Raw genomic sequence first — 14,117 nt, forward strand, 5'->3', positions numbered from 1 at the left:
GCTTCAGTCCGCCGCGCCGACGATGCGCATGCGGTTGGTCTCGAGGTCGACCGCGCTTTGCACCGTGAAGGCCAGCGGGTACGGCTTCAGGTGGATGAGCGCGCGGATCTCGAACAGCAGCACGTTGTAGGCCTCGGCCGCGCCGTCTTCTTTCATGAGCGGCACGACCTGCACGCTGTCGGGAATGAGGCGCGGCTCGTAGTCGCGAATGGCGCGGCGGATGATGCGTTCGATGTCCGCCCACTTGCGCTCCGACAGGTAGCTGCCGGCCAGCGGCGGCACGCCGTAGTTGACGGTGGAAGACGCCGCGTCGGCATGGCGCGTGCGGTCGATCAGGTCTTCGGCGTTGGTGGTGTTGAACAGCAGGGCCAGGTCGCGCTGGATGATCTCGCGCATCCGGGCCGGCGTGGCCGTGTACTCGGACGGCAGCTCGGTGGTGCGGCCGGGCGCCTCGTCGCGCAGGCGGTCGAACAGCGTGGGCAGCAGCTGCGCGTTGACGCGCGGCGCGGCGGGTGCATCGGGCCCGCGGGGCGCGCGGGCGCCGGGGTGCGCGGGGTGGGAACCTGTGAACGGGGATTGCTCGGTGAGCCGCATGACCTGGCCTTTTCTGGAAGGGGCAGAGTCTTGCGTGGATGCCCGCCGCTCATTGCAAACAATGGTCACACAGCGGGCCTGGCTCGAATGCGGACGCCCGCGCCGGGCATTTGTCGTCGCATCCGCGCTTCGCGAGTCCTACAGCACGCACCGCCCCCCGCCGACACCCGCGCGACGGCGGGCGCCCGATGCTGGGTCATCGCCAACCACAAGGAGCCTTCGCGTGAATTCCATCATCTACATCGTCGGCCTGGTCGTGGTCGTCGTCGCCGTGCTGTCGTTCTTCGGCCTGCGCTGAAACCGCAAGCGCAGCGCCACGGGGCCGTTCGCGGCCCCGTTTCTCTTGGGCAGGCCTTCTGCATGCGCCGGGCATAATTTGCGCGCCCCGCCGCCGCTTTGCTGCGCCGGGGCGTCATTGGCGAAGAAGAAGGGACCCTGTTGATCACCACCACCGCGCTGCGCGCACCTGCTTTTCCGGATGCGGTGATCACCGAGGCGGTCCGATGGACCGAACAGAACGGCCCGCTCGACGACGCGTCGGCCCTTCGCACCGCAGCCTCGCGCGCAGCCGACGGCCCCACCCGCATCGTTGAACGCGCCCGCCAGCTCGGCGAGCGCATGGGCCTGCAGGCCGAACTCGCGCGCGGCCGGCAATGGGCGCCGTGGGTGCTGCTGGCGCTGGTGGCGCTGGTCGTGATCGCGGGCCTGGGCCTGGCGGGCCAGGTGGTTGGCGGCAGCGACCGCCACATCAACGTGATCGTCGCGCTCGTCAGCTTGCTGGGCCTGCATGCGCTCACGCTGCTCTTGTGGCTGGCCGGCCTGTGGCTGCCGTCGGGCACCTTCGGCACGGCCTCGCTGGGCTGGCTGTGGCTGTCGCTCACGGCGCGCGTGGCGGGCGGCCAGCGCGGCCAGGCGCCGCAGCTGGTGCGCGCGGCCACGGGGCTCTTGACGCGTGCGCGCCTGCTGCCCTGGGCCTTCGGTCTCGTGAGCCACGGCATCTGGGCGCTGTCGTTCGCCGTGGTGCTGGCCGCGATGCTGTTCGCCCTCGCCTTTCGCAGCTACACGCTGAGCTGGGAAACCACCATCCTCGAACCGGCCTTCTTCGTGCGCGTGGTGCAGGCGCTGGGCTGGCTGCCGGCGCAGTTCGGTTTTCCGGTGCCCGATGCGGCCACGGTGCAATCGGCGGTGCCGGTCGCAGCGGCCCAGCGCACCTGGGCGCTGTGGCTCACCGGCTGCATCGCGGTGTACGGCCTGCTGCCGCGCCTGGCGCTGGTGCTGCTGAGCGCCGCCGTCTGCCGCCATCGCCGCCCCGCCTTGCAGCCCGACTGGCAGGCGCCCTACTACCGCAAGCTGCTGGCCCGCTTCGCCGCGCTGGCGCCGCCCGCCATCGTCGATGCCGACCCGGGCCGCGCGCACCCCGCCGCGCCCGCGGGCCTGCCGGCCTCCGAGCAGCACGACGGCCTGTTCGTCGTCGGCTTCGAACTGCCGCCCGACCTGCCCTGGCCGCCCGCCGGCCTGCCGGCATCGTCGGCCCGCATCGACGGCAGCGCCCCGGCGCGCCGCGCGCTGCTCGACCAGCTCGCGCAGGTCCACCCGCGCACCGTGCTGCTGGTCTGCCATGCGGCCTCGAGCCCCGACCGCGGCACCGAGCGCTTCCTGCGCGATGTGCTGGCGCATTGCGGCGAATGCCGCCTCTGGCTGGCCGACGCGCCCAACGCCGCCGCCACGCAGCGCTGGCGCGACTGGCTGCGCGACGCCGGGCTCGCCCACGTGGTCGCGAGCGACCGGCTCGATGCCGTCTTCACGGAAGGCACCACCACCGCATGACCACCCCGACTCCGATCCGCATTGCCGTCGTCGGCCACACCAACGCGGGCAAGACCTCGCTGCTGCGCACGCTCACGCGGCGCGTGAACTTCGGCGAGGTGTCGCAGCGCCCCGGCACCACGCGCCATGTCGAGTCGGTCGATCTCGAGGTGAACGGCCAGCCGGCCGTGCGCTTCCTCGACACGCCGGGCCTGGAAGACGCGGTCGCGCTGCGCGAGCACCTGGCCGGCCTCGACGCCGCCCAGCAGGCCACGCCGCCCGAGCGCATCCGCCGCTTCCTGCAGGGCCCCGAGGCGCACGGCGTGTTCGAGCAGGAGGCCAAGGTGCTTCGCGCGATGCTCGACATCGACGCCGCCTTTCTCGTGATCGACGTGCGCGAGCCGGTGCTGCCCAAGTTCCGCGACGAGATCGAACTCTTGAACTCCTGCGCGCGCCCGGTGCTGCCGGTGCTCAACTTCGTGCGCGACGCCGCCAGCCGCGAGCCGGCCTGGAAAGAACTGCTCTCGGCCTACGGCCTGCACGTGCAGGTGCGCTTCGATGCGGCGGCGCCGTTCGTGGGCGCCGAGCACGACCTCTACAACGACCTGGCCACCCTGCTGCGCGACCGCCGCGACGCGCTGCGCGGCGTGGTCGACGCACTCGACGCCGAGGCCGACGCGCGCCGCCAGTCGGCCTGCACGCGCATCGCGGACCTGCTGGTCGACGCCGCGGCCATCCGCCGCACCGTGCCCGCCGCCGAGTTCGCCGACGCCACGCGCCGCCAGGCGCTGGTCGCCGGCGTGCAGAAGGACGTGTTCGACAAGGCCCAGCGCTGCACCGACGACCTGCTCGCGCTCTACGGCTTTCGCCAGGGCGACGCCGACGAAGCGCCGCTGCCGATCATCGAAGGCCGCTGGACGCTCGACTTCTTCAACCCCGAGGCGATGAAGGACGCGGGCCTGCGCCTGGGCAAGGGCGCGGTCATCGGCGCCGCCGTGGGCGTGGTGGCCGACCTCGCGGTGGCGGGGTTGTCGCTGGGCGCGGGCGCCGCATTGGGCGGCGCCATCGGCGGCGCGGTGTCGCAGGGCTGGGGGCCGCTCGGGCGCAAGCTGGCCAACAAGCTGCGCGACATGCACGAGCTCACGGTGGAAGACAGTGTGCTGTTCACGCTCGCGGCATGGCAGCTGCAACTGGCGCAGGCGCTGGAGCGGCGCGGCCATGCGGCCGTCGAGCGCATCCGGGCCGAAGCGCCTTCGGCGGACGAGGACGACACGCTGATGCGTGCTGCCGCCGGCGCCGTGCGCGCCGTGCAGCCCGCGCGCAGCCATCCCGAATGGGAATCGGCCGGCGCCCTCACGCGCAGCTTCTGGCGCCCCGCGCCTCAGCGCGAGGCGCTGGCCGGCACGCTGTCGAGCGAACTGCGGCGCGCCTTCGAGGCCTGACGCCGGGCCTCAGCCCGCGACTTGTTCGGGCGTGACCTTGGCAAGCGACTTGTCGACGAACGCCCCCAGCCGCGTCTGCACTTCCCCGCCGGTCTGCACCACCGCCGCCATCAGCGACTCGGCGAACATGCCGTCGGTGGCCGACATGTCGGCGATGCGGCTGATCGACGTCACCATCGCGTAGTTCGACAGCGCCGCGTTCTTCGCCACGCGCTTGGCCAGCACCATCGCGGCGCGCAGGCTCTCGCCGGGGGCGGCGATCTCGTGCGCCAGGCCCAGCGTCTTGCCGGCGCGGGCGTCGAGCACGCGGCCGGTGAGCATCATCTCGACCATGCGGCCCGGCGTGATGATGCGCGCCACGCGCACCGTCGCGCCGCCGCCGGTGAAGATGCCCTTCTGTCCCTCGGGCAGCGCGAAGTAGGTCGACGGGTCGGCCACGCGCACATGCGTGGCCGCCGCCAGCTCCAGCCCGCCGCCGACCACCGCACCGTGCAGCGCCGCGACCACCGGGATGCCGCCGTACTGGATCTTGTCGAAGGTGCTGTGCCAGCGCTGGCACACGCGCATGAAGTCGACCGCCGTGCGTTCCTTGTCGTGGTGTTCCTTGAGGTCGAGCCCGGCACAGAAATGCGGCCCCGCGCCGGTCAGCACCACGGCCTTGGCCTCGCGCGGCAGCGCACTGAACACGGCGTCCAGCGCGGTCAGCGTGGCCTCGTCGATGGCGTTGCGCTTGGCGGGACGGTTCAGGGTCACGACGGCGACCTCTTCGTCCATGTGCAGGGTGACGTTCCGTTCGATCACGGCAGGGCTCCTTGGGTTATTGCGGGTTCCGCCACCGGAATGGGGCGCTTCAGGGCTACGATAGCCCTGGGCGTCGCGCCATTGCTTGCAGATCGCGCCCATTCATTTGCAGATTCCGCCAACCGTCTTTTGAACCCGTCATGCCGCCAGAGCGCGCCACCGTCGCCGTCAGCTTCCTGCAGCACCTGCTGAGCGGCGCGCGCCGCCAGCTGAGCCCGCGCGACATCGACCTGCTGGCCGCGCAGGCCGGCCTCTCGCCGCAGCTGCTGCGCCAGGACGGCGCGCGCGTCACGCGCGAGCAGTTCGTTCGCATGTACGAGTGCGTGTCGCTCTTCATGGGCGACGAGATGCTGGGCCTGTGGTCGCGCCCGATCCGCGCGGGCGCGCTCAAGTACCTCGGGCTCAGCCTGCTCGACGCGCCCTCGCTCATGGTCGCCATGTACCGCTTCACGCGCTTCTGGAACCTGCTGCTGGACGACCACCGCCTGCGCATGACGCGCGCCCACGGCGTGGCCACGATCGCCATCGCGCCGCACCCCGAAGCGGCCGCGCGGCCCACCACGCCCTTCGGCCATGCGCTGATGGTCAAGCTGATCCACGGCGTGGCCTCGTGGCTCATGGGGCGGCAGCTGCCGGTGCTGGGCGTCGGCTTTGCGTTCCCACGCCCGGCGCGCTTCGACGAGTACGCCAACCTGTTCCCGGGCCCGCTGCAGTTCGAGCAAGACACATCTTCCGTGCGCTTTGCCGAACCGGTGCTGCGCCAGACCTTCCAGCGCACGCGCGCCGAGCTGCTCGACTTCGTGCGCCGCGCACCCGACGACTGGATCTTCGTCACCTTCGACCACGACACCACCAGCGCCACGGTGCGCGAGTTCGTCGCCGCGCACCTCGCCTCGGCCGCCACGCTGGGCGCGGCGGCGCGCGCGGTGCACATGTCGGAGCGCGCGCTGTCGCGCCAGCTCGCGGCCGAGGGCACCAGCTTTCGCGCGCTGAAGGAAGAGCTGCGGCGCGACCTCGCGATCCAGCGCCTCGTGAAGACGCGCGAGCCCATCGACCGCATCGCCGCCTCGGTCGGCTTCGACAACACGCCGGCCTTCCACCGCGCCTTTCGCACGTGGACCGGCAGCACGCCGCGTGGCTACCGCCAGCGCGCGGGCTAGTTCGCTGCGCCGGCCAGCGCCTGCAGCTTGGCGAAGTCGCCCGGCCGCGCGCCCATCTGCTCGGGCGTGGAGCGCTTCGTCACGCGCTCCAGCAGCGGCAGGCGGTTGACCGGCTGCACCGTCATGCCCTTGCCGCGCAGGAACTGCTCGTCTTCGAGCTCGCTGGCGATCACGCCGACGTTGGTCCACTTGGCCGTGTCGGCCAGCGTCTTCTCCACCATCGCCTGCTGCGCCGGCGTGAGCCGGGCCCAGGCGGCCTTGCCGATGACGATGCCCAGCGTGTCGTAGATGTGGCCCGTGAGCTGCACGTATTTCTGCACCTCGTACAGCTGCTTGGCGCGCACCGTGCCCAGCGGATGCTCCTGCGCCTCGACCTCGTTCTTCTTGAGCGCGCCGTACAGGCTGTTGAACGGCAGCGACACGGGCTTGGCGTCGAGCGCGGTGGCAAAGAGCTGGTAGGCCGCGGCGTCGGGCACGTACAGGCGCAGGTCGCGGAAGTCCTCGGGGCGCTGCAGCGGCTTGCCCGAGGTCACCTGCCGCGCGCCGTAGTAGACCGACGCGACCATGCGGTTGCCGCTGCGTTCGTTGTAGCCCTTCATCAGGTCCGCGAGCAGCGGGCTCGCGAGGTACTTGCGCACGTGGTCCAGGTCCTTGAAGGCGAAGGGGTAGCTGCCCAGGCCCAGCGGCGGGTAGCCCTCGGCCAGCGTGGCCTGCCCGACGTAGGCGATCTGCATGGAATCGTTGGCGAGCATCAGCGCGTAGTCGCGCTCCTGCCCCAGCTTCGAGGCGGGCACCACCTCGATCTTGATCTTGCCCTCGGACTGCTCGGCGATCTTGCGCGCCGCCAGTTCGGCCTGCTGGTGAAAGATGCTCGCGGGCTCGTAGATGTGGCCCCACTTGAACTGCTGCACTTGCGCACAAGCGACAGCGGCGCTCCCCATGGCGACGCACAGGACAGCAGCCCGGCGCCACGACATCAAACTTTTTTTCATCGGCAGTCCCTCACGGTGAGAAGGCCCGCCGGCGCGGGTGCGCCAAAGCACGCGGCGGGTGTCGGGAATGCATCCCGGCCGCTGAATGTAAACATTTGCAACCAGAATCCAGACAGGGTTTGCCCGGTCACGGGGCAGTCATGGCCACTCCCTAGCATCCGCGTGCGCCCGACGCGCCCACTTCCCCACCGCACCTCAGCACCTCATGTACCCCGGCGAACGACTCAACGGCTACAGCCACCTGTTCGGCCTGCTGCTCGCGCTGCCGGCCGCCGCGCTGCTGCTCGCCAAGACGCTGCCCACGGGCGATCCGGCACGCATCGCGGGGGGGCTGGTGTTCTCGCTCTCGGCGGTGGCGCTGTACGCGGCCTCCACGCTCTTTCACAGCACGCGCGGCCGCAGCAAGCGCCTGTGGGAGCGCGCCGACCACTGCGCGATCTTCCTGCTCATCGCGGGCACCTACACGCCCTTCGCGCTCGTCACGCTGCAAGGTCCCTGGGGCTGGCTGCTGCTCGCGGCGATCTGGAGCGCCGCGTGCTTCGGCATCTGGCGCGAACTGAAACCCGCCGAGACCGGCACGGCGAAGAAGCCTTCGCTGCCGCTGTACATCGGCATGGGCTGGCTCGGCGTGCTGGCTGCCGCGCCGCTGGCGGCCAAGCTGCACGCCACGGGCCTGGCCTGGCTGGTCGCGGGCGGCGTGCTCTACACGGTGGGCACGGTGTTCTATCGCAACCGGCGGGGGTTGCGCCACGCGCACGGCGCCTGGCACCTGTTCGTGTTGGCCGGCACCACGAGCCACTACGTGGCCGTGGGGTGGTTCGTGCTCTGAAGCCTGCCTCTTACAACGGCTGCAGCTTCGCGGTCTTCATCATCCGCTCGGTCAGTTCCATCTCGTTCGCGAAGCCCTGCACGTAGGCCTCGGTCGTCGACGGGCTCACCTCGCTGCCCAGCTCCGTCAGCGCAGCGATCACCGACGGCTGCTTCAGCGCCTGGCCGAACACCTCGTAGATGCGCGCCGCAATGGCATCGGGCGTACCCGTCGGCACCGAGACGCCGCCCCACGACGTGAGCTCGACGCCGCGCAGCCCCAGCTCGGCCAGCGTCGGCACCTGCGGCAAGGCCGCGTTGCGCTTGGCACCGGCCACGCCCAGGGCGCGCAGCTTGCCGCCCTGCACGTGCGGCAGCGCCACCGAGAAGATCGGCATGCCGAAGTTCACCTGGTTGCCCAGCACCGCGTTGACGATTTCCGACGCGCCCTTGTACGGCACGTGCGTGGCCTGCACGCCCGCCGCCTGCAGGAACAGCTCCACGCCCAGGTGCGAGGGTGTGCCGACGCCGCCCGAGGCGTAGTCGAGCTTGCCGGGGTTGGCGCGCGCACGCGCCACCAGCTCCTGCAGGGTCTGGATGCCCGAGCCCGCATTCACCACCAGCAGCACGTCGGAGGTGGTCAGCCGCATGATGTGGCGGAAGTCCTTGAGCGCGTCGTAGCCCGGGTTCTGCTGCATGCGCATGTTGGCGGCCATGGGCGCGCTGGAGTAGATCCAGGTGTAGCCGTCGGGCGCGGCGCGCGCGACCTGGCGGGCACCGATGTTGCCGGCCGCGCCGCCGCGGTTCTCGATGACCACCGGCTGCCCCAGCAAGGGCCCGAGCGCTTCCGCGAGGATGCGCGCGCCGTTGTCCGGGCCGGTACCGGCCAGGTACGGCACGACCCACTTGACCGGGCGGGTCGGCCGCCAGGCAGCAGCAGTCGCTCCGGCCGCGCGACCGATGGCCGGCAGCAGCGCCGAGGCCGCGATCGCACCGCACAGCGCGCGGCGATTGGCATTGATGAGAGTCATGGCTTGTCTTGTCTCCTGATTTTGTGGTCCGGCCTCAGGCCGCATCGCCGATCAACTCTCGCGCGATGATGTTCTTCTGGATCTCGCTCGTGCCCGTGAGCACGCGGTACATGCGCAGCATGCGGAACAGGAACTCCACGCGCCGCCCCTGCACGATGCCTTCGCCGCCGTGGATCTGCACCGCCGCGTCGGCCACGCGGAACGCGGCCTCCGAGCAGAACAGCTTGGCCATCGAGGCCTCGGCGCGCGGGTCGCCACCGGCGTCGATCTGCCGCGCGGTCGACAGCATCAGCGCGCGCGCCGCGCACAGCTGCGTCGCCATGTCGGCCAGCGAATGCTGGATCGCCTGGAACTGCGCGATGGCGCGGCCGAACTGGCGGCGCGTGCGCGCGTAGTCGCGCGCGTCCTTCAGCGCCACGGTCGCCAGCCCCACCATGCCCGGGCAGTGCAGCAGCCGGTTGACCGTGATGCGCCCCAGCGCCAGCGCCAACCCCTTGCCGGGCTCGCCGATGAGGTTCGCGGCCGGCACGCGGCAATCGGTGAGCACGATGTCGCCCGTGGTCGACTGGCCCGCCATGGTCTTGTAGCCCGCCTGCACCTCCACTCCCGGCTGCGTCAGGTCGACGAAGAACGCCGTCACCTCGCGGCGCGCCGGGTCGTCCGAGGTGGACGCCATGAGCACCGCGAGATCGGCAAACGGCGAGCCCGAGATGAAGCGCTTGCGCCCGTTGAGTACGTACACGTCGCCCTCGCGCCGCGCCTGCGTCTGCACCGCGCCGGCATCGGAGCCGGCCTCGGCCTCGGTGAGCGCGAAGCAGATCGCCTTCTCGGCCTGCGCCACGGGACGGATGAACTTCGCCATCTGCTCCGGTGTCGCGAACTTGGCCAGTGCGCCGACGCGCGGCGGCCCGCTGAGTTCGCCGAACACATGCGGCGCGAGCGGCGAGCCGCTGGCGTAGATCGATTCCTTCACCAGCACATGGTCCAGCAGCGACAGGCCTAGGCCGCCCATCGCCGGTGGCAGCGTCATGCCGTAGAAGCCCATCGCGTGCGAACGGCGCCAGACGTGGCGCAGCGTTTCCCTGTCGGGGCCGTGCTCGTGGTCGATGCCCTTCTCGCGCACCAGGTCGGCCAGTTCGCCGTTCAGGAAATCGCCGATGCGGGCGATCAGCTCGGCCGCGCGCGGCGAGCCTTCGAAGGGGCCGTCGAACAGCGGCGCGCGGATGGCCGAAGCCTCGGTGGCTGCGGCGGAAGGGGTCAGCGTGGTGTCCATGTCGTTCTCTTCGCTCTTGTTCAATTGACGCGCCGCGCGTGGCCGGCCCAGTACGGCGTCTGGATCGCCTTGCGCGCGACCTTGCCGTTGGCGTTCTTCAGCAGCGACTCGACGAACTCGATGCGGCGCGGCCGCTTGAAGCCCGCGAGCCGCGCGGCGCAGAAGTCGTCGAGCCCGGCCGTGTCGGGCGAGGCGCCCGGCTTCAGCACGATGTGCGCGGCCACCGCCTCGCCCCACTTGTCGTCGGGCACGCTGAACACGCAGGCCTCGGCCACCGCCGCGTGCTGGTACAGCACGGCCTCGACCTCCGAGGGGTACACGTTGAAGCCGCCGCTGATGACCATGTCCTTCTTGCGGTCGACGATGTAGATGTAGCCCTCGTCGTCGGCGCGCGCGAGGTCGCCCGTGTGGTAGCGGCCCTCTTTGAGCACCTCGGCCGTGAGCTCGGGCGCGCGCCAGTAGCCGGCGAAGATGTCCTCGCCGCTCACCACGATCTCGCCCACCTCGCCGGGCGCGACCGGCTGGCCTTCGTCGTCGACGATCTCCACCAGCGATTCGAGGAACGGCCGGCCGCACGAGGCCAGCCGCTCGGGCATGGCGGCGCGCGCGAACAGGTGGTCTTCCACCGAGAGGCCGCACACGCCCGAGGTGGTCTCGCCCGCGCCGTAGCCCTGCGACAGCACGGGGCCGAACACGTCCATCGCCTGCATGATCCGCGCGGGCGCCATCGGCGCGGCGCCGTAGCCCAGGCGCTGCAGGTCGGGCAGCGGCCGGTAGCGGCCCTGCAGCTCGGCCAGCAGCATGTTGATCATGGTGGGCACCATGAAGGTGTGGGTCACGCGCTCCTTCTTCATGTCGTCCAGGAAGCGCGCGGGCTCGAAGCCGGTGAACAGGCGGATGGTCGCGCCGCTGCACAGCGCCGGCACGATCTGCATGCCCGAGGCGTGCGTGATCGGCCCCACCAGCCCCAGCAGGTCGCCGGGGCGCAGGCCTTCGCTGCGCGAGAGGAACTTGCGCAGCTGGGCCAGCCGGTTGCCGAAGGTCTGCATCGCGGCCTTGAGCACGCCGCTGGAGCCCGAGGTGTAGTGCAGCACCGCCAGCTCGTCGGCGCGCACGCGCTCGCAGGTGAAGGCGTCGCTCGCGCGCGCCAGCTGGCCTTCGTACGAAGCGGGCGTGCCCTCGGCCGCGTCGAGCAGCAGCAGCTTCGGGGCCGCGCCCTTCAGGAGCGGCAGGAAGGTCTCGGCGCGCGCGGCGGTGGTGACGATGAGCGCGGCGTCGCTGTTCTCGATGACCTCGGCCACCTCGACCGGCGCGAGCCGCGCGTTCATCGGCGCCTTCACCAGCGCGGCCTTGTAGCAGGCCAGCTCCAGCTCGACGATCTCGACGCAGTTGGGCAGGTACACGCCCACGCGGTCGCCGCGCTGCAGGCCGAACCCGCGCAGGGCATTGGCCAGGCGGTTGGCGCGCCGGTCGAGCTGTTCGTAGGTACAGGCGCGCTGCGGACTGGTCACGGCGATCTGCCGGGCATGCAGGCGGGCGGCGCGGGATGCGAGTTCGCCGACGTTGGCGACCTCGGACGAAAGTGAGGGCAAGTTGTCTCCTTGAGGCCGGTGCCTGTGCACCGTGGGGAGAACTTTCGCAAACAACGCCGTCGCACAACAAATACCGATTGCTGATGCGCGGCCATCACAAAAGATGATGGCCCTGGCGCACGATCCTCCTGCCCGCGATGGCTATGGCTTGCCGTCGCCGAGGAACTGCGCGTCCCAGCGGCCCGAGGCGATCATCGAGCGCGCCTCGTCGGCCAGCGCCTGCCTCACGACCTGCGTGGCCGCGTCGGGCACCTTGCCGGCCGGCGTCGCCAGGTGGTAGGTGCGCGCCAGCTCGGGCTCGACGATGCGTGCGATCAACCAGTTCGGCTGATCGCCCGGCCCGTCCGCAAGCGCACAGGCGGGCGTGACCGTGAAGCCCGCGCCCGCCAGGTAGAGCGAGCGCAGCACGCGCGCCGAGTCGTGCTCGTGCACCACGTTGAGTTCCACGCCCACCGCCTCGGCCGCCGCCTCGACGCGCTGGCGAATGCTGAAGCGGCGCGACTGCAGCACCAGCGGCAGGTTCGCGGCGCGCGCGAAAGGCACCGTAGGACGCGCGGGCGCACCCTTCTTCGCGCGCCCACCCTTCGCACTTTTTCCGAGCAGTGCCGCCACCTCGCCCTTCGCATCGAAGCCGCAGAGGAACATGCCTTCGCGCACGAAGGGGCGCACATCCAACCCCTCGACGCTCGGGGTGTCGACCAGCAGGCCGATGTCGGCGCGGCGATCGACCATGGCCTTGCGCACCATCAGGCTCAGGTCGTCGATCACGAACACGCGGATGCGCGGGTGCGACTGCTTCAGCCGCGCCAGCACCGGCCCGAGCAGCAGCGAGGCCAGCAGGAACGGCACCGCCACCGTGACCGAGCCCTCGGGCCCGTCGGGCGCGCGCTGCAGCCGCTCGCGCATGGCCGCGGCATCCGACAGCAGGCGCCGCGCGTCCTGGTACAGCTGCAGCCCGGCGGCCGTGGGCGTGACGCCCACGTGCGAGCGGTCGAACAGCTGCGTGCCGAGTTCGGCCTCGAGCTTCTTGATCTGCGCGGTCAGCGCGGGCTGCGCCACGTACAGCGATGCCGCCGCGCGCGACAGGCTGCCGGCTTCGAGCACCGCGATGAAATAGCGAAGAGACCTCAGGTCCATGGGGCGGGCGGGGGAAAGATGGGGCCGCCCATTGTGGCCCCGTCGCCGACTCAGCCTGCGAGGGCCTTGACGGCGATGCGCGTGGCCGAGGCAACCACGTCGTTGCGGCCCTTCGCGTCCTTGTCGGGGAAGGTCAGGTAGACCGACAGCACCAGCGGCGCGCCCGACGGCGGCCACAGCACGCCGACGTCGTTGGTGGAGCCGTACGAACCCGCGCCGGTCTTGTCGCCCACACGCCAGCCTTTGGGCACGCCGGCCAGGAAACGCTCGGTGCTGGTGGTGTTGCCGAGCAGCCATTCGCGCATCTGCTCGCGCTGCGGGACGCCGAGCGCATCGCCCAGCGCGAGCCGCTGCACGGTGTCGGACATGGCCGCAGGCGTGGTCGTGTCGCGCGGGTCGCCGGGAATGGCGGTGTTCAGCTCGGGCTCGGTGCGGTCGAGGCGGAAGGTGGTGTCGCCGATGCGCCGCGCGAACGCGGTGACGGCGGCCGGCCCGCCCAGCACCTTCAGCAGCAGGTTGGCGGCGGCGTTGTCGCTGTACTGCATGGTGGCGGCGCACATCTCGTTCACGGTCATGCCGGTGGCGAGGTGTTTCTCGGCGACCGGCGAGTGCGACACCAGGTCGCCCTTGCCGACACTGACGCGGCGCCCGAGCAGGCTGGCGTCGGTCGCGCTGCGTTCGAGCACCGCCGCGGCGAGCACCAGCTTGAAGGTGCTGCACAGCGGAAAGCGCTCGTGCGCGCGGTGCTGCAGGCGCGCGCCGCTGCCGGTGTGGAAGCCCGACACGCCCAGGCGCCCGCCGCAGGCGCGCTCGAGTTCGGCGAGCTGCGTTTCGGCGTCCGACTGCGCGCCCTTCTTCGGCCATGCGCTGCAGGCGCCGGCGAGCGGGGTCACGGCGGCGGCGAGCAACAGGGTGCGGCGCTGGATCAGAGGGTTCATGTGCGTGCGTCTTTCTTTTCGCGAGTGGATGGAATGAAAGGCATCGTAGGAGCGCCGCCCTCGCGCTTCCAGCGCCCGGAGCGCGCACGGCGTCCCGGGTGTATCAGGTGTAACGCCATTTCGTCATTCAACCTTTGGGTTGAATTTTTTTCGGGACCGATCTATATTCAACTTCATGGTTGAACTTGAAATCGAAGACGAACGGCTCGACGCCGTGTTCCACGCCCTGGCCGACAGCACGCGGCGCACCATGCTGCAGCTGCTTGCGCAGGGCGAATGCAGCGTGGGCGAGCTGGGCGCGCCGTTTCGCATGTCCTTCGCGGGCGCCTCCAAGCACGTCAAGACGCTGGAGCGCGCGGGGCTGGTGTCGCGCACCGTGCAGGGCCGCGCGCACGTGTGCCGGCTGGAACCGGCGGCGCTCGCCACGGCCGATGCGTGGCTGCGCGCGTACGAAGTCTTCTGGAACCACCGCCTGGACGCGCTGGCGGATGCGCTGCGGCGCGACGCCGGCGATAGCGCGTGAACAACGTCTCTCCCCTCATTC

14 protein-coding genes are annotated in these 14,117 nt (G+C 71.0%); 6 read left to right on the forward strand and 8 right to left on the reverse strand.

The window, feature by feature from the left end; genetic code table 11:
* Positions 1-3: 3 nt before the first annotated feature.
* Positions 4-594: a type VI secretion system baseplate subunit TssE gene (gene tssE, locus AC57B8_RS28030; RefSeq protein WP_496481386.1), complete on the reverse strand. Its 591-nt coding sequence runs from the start codon at positions 592-594 to the stop codon at positions 4-6.
* On the opposite strand from tssE, the gene AC57B8_RS28035 reads away from it, so the two are divergent.
* The 3 genes from AC57B8_RS28035 to AC57B8_RS28045 all read left to right on the forward strand — a co-directional run bounded on the left by AC57B8_RS28035 (position 593) and on the right by AC57B8_RS28045 (position 3,842).
* Positions 593-892 carry a hypothetical protein gene (locus AC57B8_RS28035; protein ID WP_493192591.1) on the forward strand — a complete coding sequence of 100 codons (300 nt, stop codon included), beginning with the start codon at positions 593-595 and terminating at the stop codon, positions 890-892. The two genes, tssE and AC57B8_RS28035, sit on opposite strands and share 2 nt — an antisense overlap.
* A gap of 140 nt (positions 893-1,032) precedes the next feature.
* Positions 1,033-2,421 carry a DUF2868 domain-containing protein gene (locus AC57B8_RS28040; RefSeq protein ID WP_496481387.1) on the forward strand — a complete coding sequence of 463 codons (1,389 nt, stop codon included), beginning with the start codon at positions 1,033-1,035 and terminating at the stop codon, positions 2,419-2,421.
* The gene (locus tag AC57B8_RS28045; protein WP_496481388.1) at positions 2,418-3,842 is read left to right on the forward strand and encodes a GTPase/DUF3482 domain-containing protein; all 1,425 of its coding nucleotides are present in this window, start codon (positions 2,418-2,420) and stop codon (positions 3,840-3,842) included. Before AC57B8_RS28040 ends, AC57B8_RS28045 begins: the two co-directional genes overlap by 4 nt.
* 9 nt (positions 3,843-3,851) lie before the next feature.
* Here AC57B8_RS28045 and AC57B8_RS28050 read toward each other — a convergent pair whose 3' ends face one another.
* The gene (locus tag AC57B8_RS28050) at positions 3,852-4,643 is read right to left on the reverse strand and encodes a crotonase/enoyl-CoA hydratase family protein (protein ID WP_354347690.1); all 792 of its coding nucleotides are present in this window, start codon (positions 4,641-4,643) and stop codon (positions 3,852-3,854) included.
* 140 nt (positions 4,644-4,783) lie between these two features.
* Here AC57B8_RS28050 and AC57B8_RS28055 point away from each other — a divergent pair, with 140 nt between their 5' ends.
* A complete protein-coding gene (locus AC57B8_RS28055; protein ID WP_496481389.1) occupies positions 4,784-5,803 on the forward strand; it encodes an AraC family transcriptional regulator in 1,020 nt (339 codons plus the stop codon).
* On the opposite strand, the gene AC57B8_RS28060 is transcribed toward AC57B8_RS28055, so the two are convergent.
* Positions 5,800-6,795: a TRAP transporter substrate-binding protein DctP gene (locus AC57B8_RS28060; protein WP_492678398.1), complete on the reverse strand. Its 996-nt coding sequence runs from the start codon at positions 6,793-6,795 to the stop codon at positions 5,800-5,802. The two genes, AC57B8_RS28055 and AC57B8_RS28060, sit on opposite strands and share 4 nt — an antisense overlap.
* A gap of 205 nt (positions 6,796-7,000) precedes the next feature.
* Between AC57B8_RS28060 and trhA the strand changes: the two genes are divergently transcribed.
* Positions 7,001-7,624: a PAQR family membrane homeostasis protein TrhA gene (trhA, locus tag AC57B8_RS28065; protein ID WP_354347693.1), complete on the forward strand. Its 624-nt coding sequence runs from the start codon at positions 7,001-7,003 to the stop codon at positions 7,622-7,624.
* A 10-nt stretch (positions 7,625-7,634) separates the two neighbouring features.
* Here trhA and AC57B8_RS28070 read toward each other — a convergent pair whose 3' ends face one another.
* From AC57B8_RS28070 to bla, 5 genes are all read right to left on the reverse strand, one after another.
* Positions 7,635-8,633: a tripartite tricarboxylate transporter substrate binding protein gene (locus tag AC57B8_RS28070; RefSeq protein ID WP_496481390.1), complete on the reverse strand. Its 999-nt coding sequence runs from the start codon at positions 8,631-8,633 to the stop codon at positions 7,635-7,637.
* Between the two features lie 34 nt (positions 8,634-8,667).
* Complete coding sequence (locus AC57B8_RS28075; protein WP_496481391.1) at positions 8,668-9,906, reverse strand: acyl-CoA dehydrogenase family protein; 1,239 nt, start codon at positions 9,904-9,906, stop codon at positions 8,668-8,670.
* 20 nt (positions 9,907-9,926) lie between these two features.
* The gene (locus tag AC57B8_RS28080; RefSeq protein WP_496481392.1) at positions 9,927-11,498 is read right to left on the reverse strand and encodes an AMP-binding protein; all 1,572 of its coding nucleotides are present in this window, start codon (positions 11,496-11,498) and stop codon (positions 9,927-9,929) included.
* A 141-nt stretch (positions 11,499-11,639) separates the two neighbouring features.
* Positions 11,640-12,635, reverse strand: a complete 996-nt coding sequence (locus AC57B8_RS28085; protein ID WP_496481393.1) for a LysR family transcriptional regulator — start codon at positions 12,633-12,635, stop codon at positions 11,640-11,642.
* Between the two features lie 50 nt (positions 12,636-12,685).
* A complete protein-coding gene (gene bla, locus AC57B8_RS28090; protein WP_496481394.1) occupies positions 12,686-13,573 on the reverse strand; it encodes a class A beta-lactamase in 888 nt (295 codons plus the stop codon).
* Between the two features lie 175 nt (positions 13,574-13,748).
* Between bla and AC57B8_RS28095 the strand changes: the two genes are divergently transcribed.
* The gene (locus AC57B8_RS28095) at positions 13,749-14,096 is read left to right on the forward strand and encodes an ArsR/SmtB family transcription factor (RefSeq protein ID WP_070059311.1); all 348 of its coding nucleotides are present in this window, start codon (positions 13,749-13,751) and stop codon (positions 14,094-14,096) included.
* Positions 14,097-14,117 lie beyond the last annotated feature (21 nt).

It is taken from the genome of Variovorax sp. BGA-UO-ETr-C22, assembly GCF_059567965.1.

Coding starts and splice junctions, on each gene's coding strand:
- AC57B8_RS28035 (WP_493192591.1), top strand. CDS start 593: ATGACCTGGCCTTTTCTGGAAGGGGCAGAGTCTTGCGTGGATGCCCGC.
- tssE (WP_496481386.1), bottom strand. CDS start 594: ATGCGGCTCACCGAGCAATCCCCGTTCACAGGTTCCCACCCCGCGCAC.
- AC57B8_RS28045 (WP_496481388.1), top strand. CDS start 2,418: ATGACCACCCCGACTCCGATCCGCATTGCCGTCGTCGGCCACACCAAC.
- AC57B8_RS28055 (WP_496481389.1), top strand. CDS start 4,784: ATGCCGCCAGAGCGCGCCACCGTCGCCGTCAGCTTCCTGCAGCACCTG.
- AC57B8_RS28060 (WP_492678398.1), bottom strand. CDS start 6,795: ATGAAAAAAAGTTTGATGTCGTGGCGCCGGGCTGCTGTCCTGTGCGTC.
- trhA (WP_354347693.1), top strand. CDS start 7,001: ATGTACCCCGGCGAACGACTCAACGGCTACAGCCACCTGTTCGGCCTG.
- AC57B8_RS28070 (WP_496481390.1), bottom strand. CDS start 8,633: ATGACTCTCATCAATGCCAATCGCCGCGCGCTGTGCGGTGCGATCGCG.
- AC57B8_RS28075 (WP_496481391.1), bottom strand. CDS start 9,906: ATGGACACCACGCTGACCCCTTCCGCCGCAGCCACCGAGGCTTCGGCC.
- AC57B8_RS28085 (WP_496481393.1), bottom strand. CDS start 12,635: ATGGACCTGAGGTCTCTTCGCTATTTCATCGCGGTGCTCGAAGCCGGC.
- bla (WP_496481394.1), bottom strand. CDS start 13,573: ATGAACCCTCTGATCCAGCGCCGCACCCTGTTGCTCGCCGCCGCCGTG.
- AC57B8_RS28095 (WP_070059311.1), top strand. CDS start 13,749: ATGGTTGAACTTGAAATCGAAGACGAACGGCTCGACGCCGTGTTCCAC.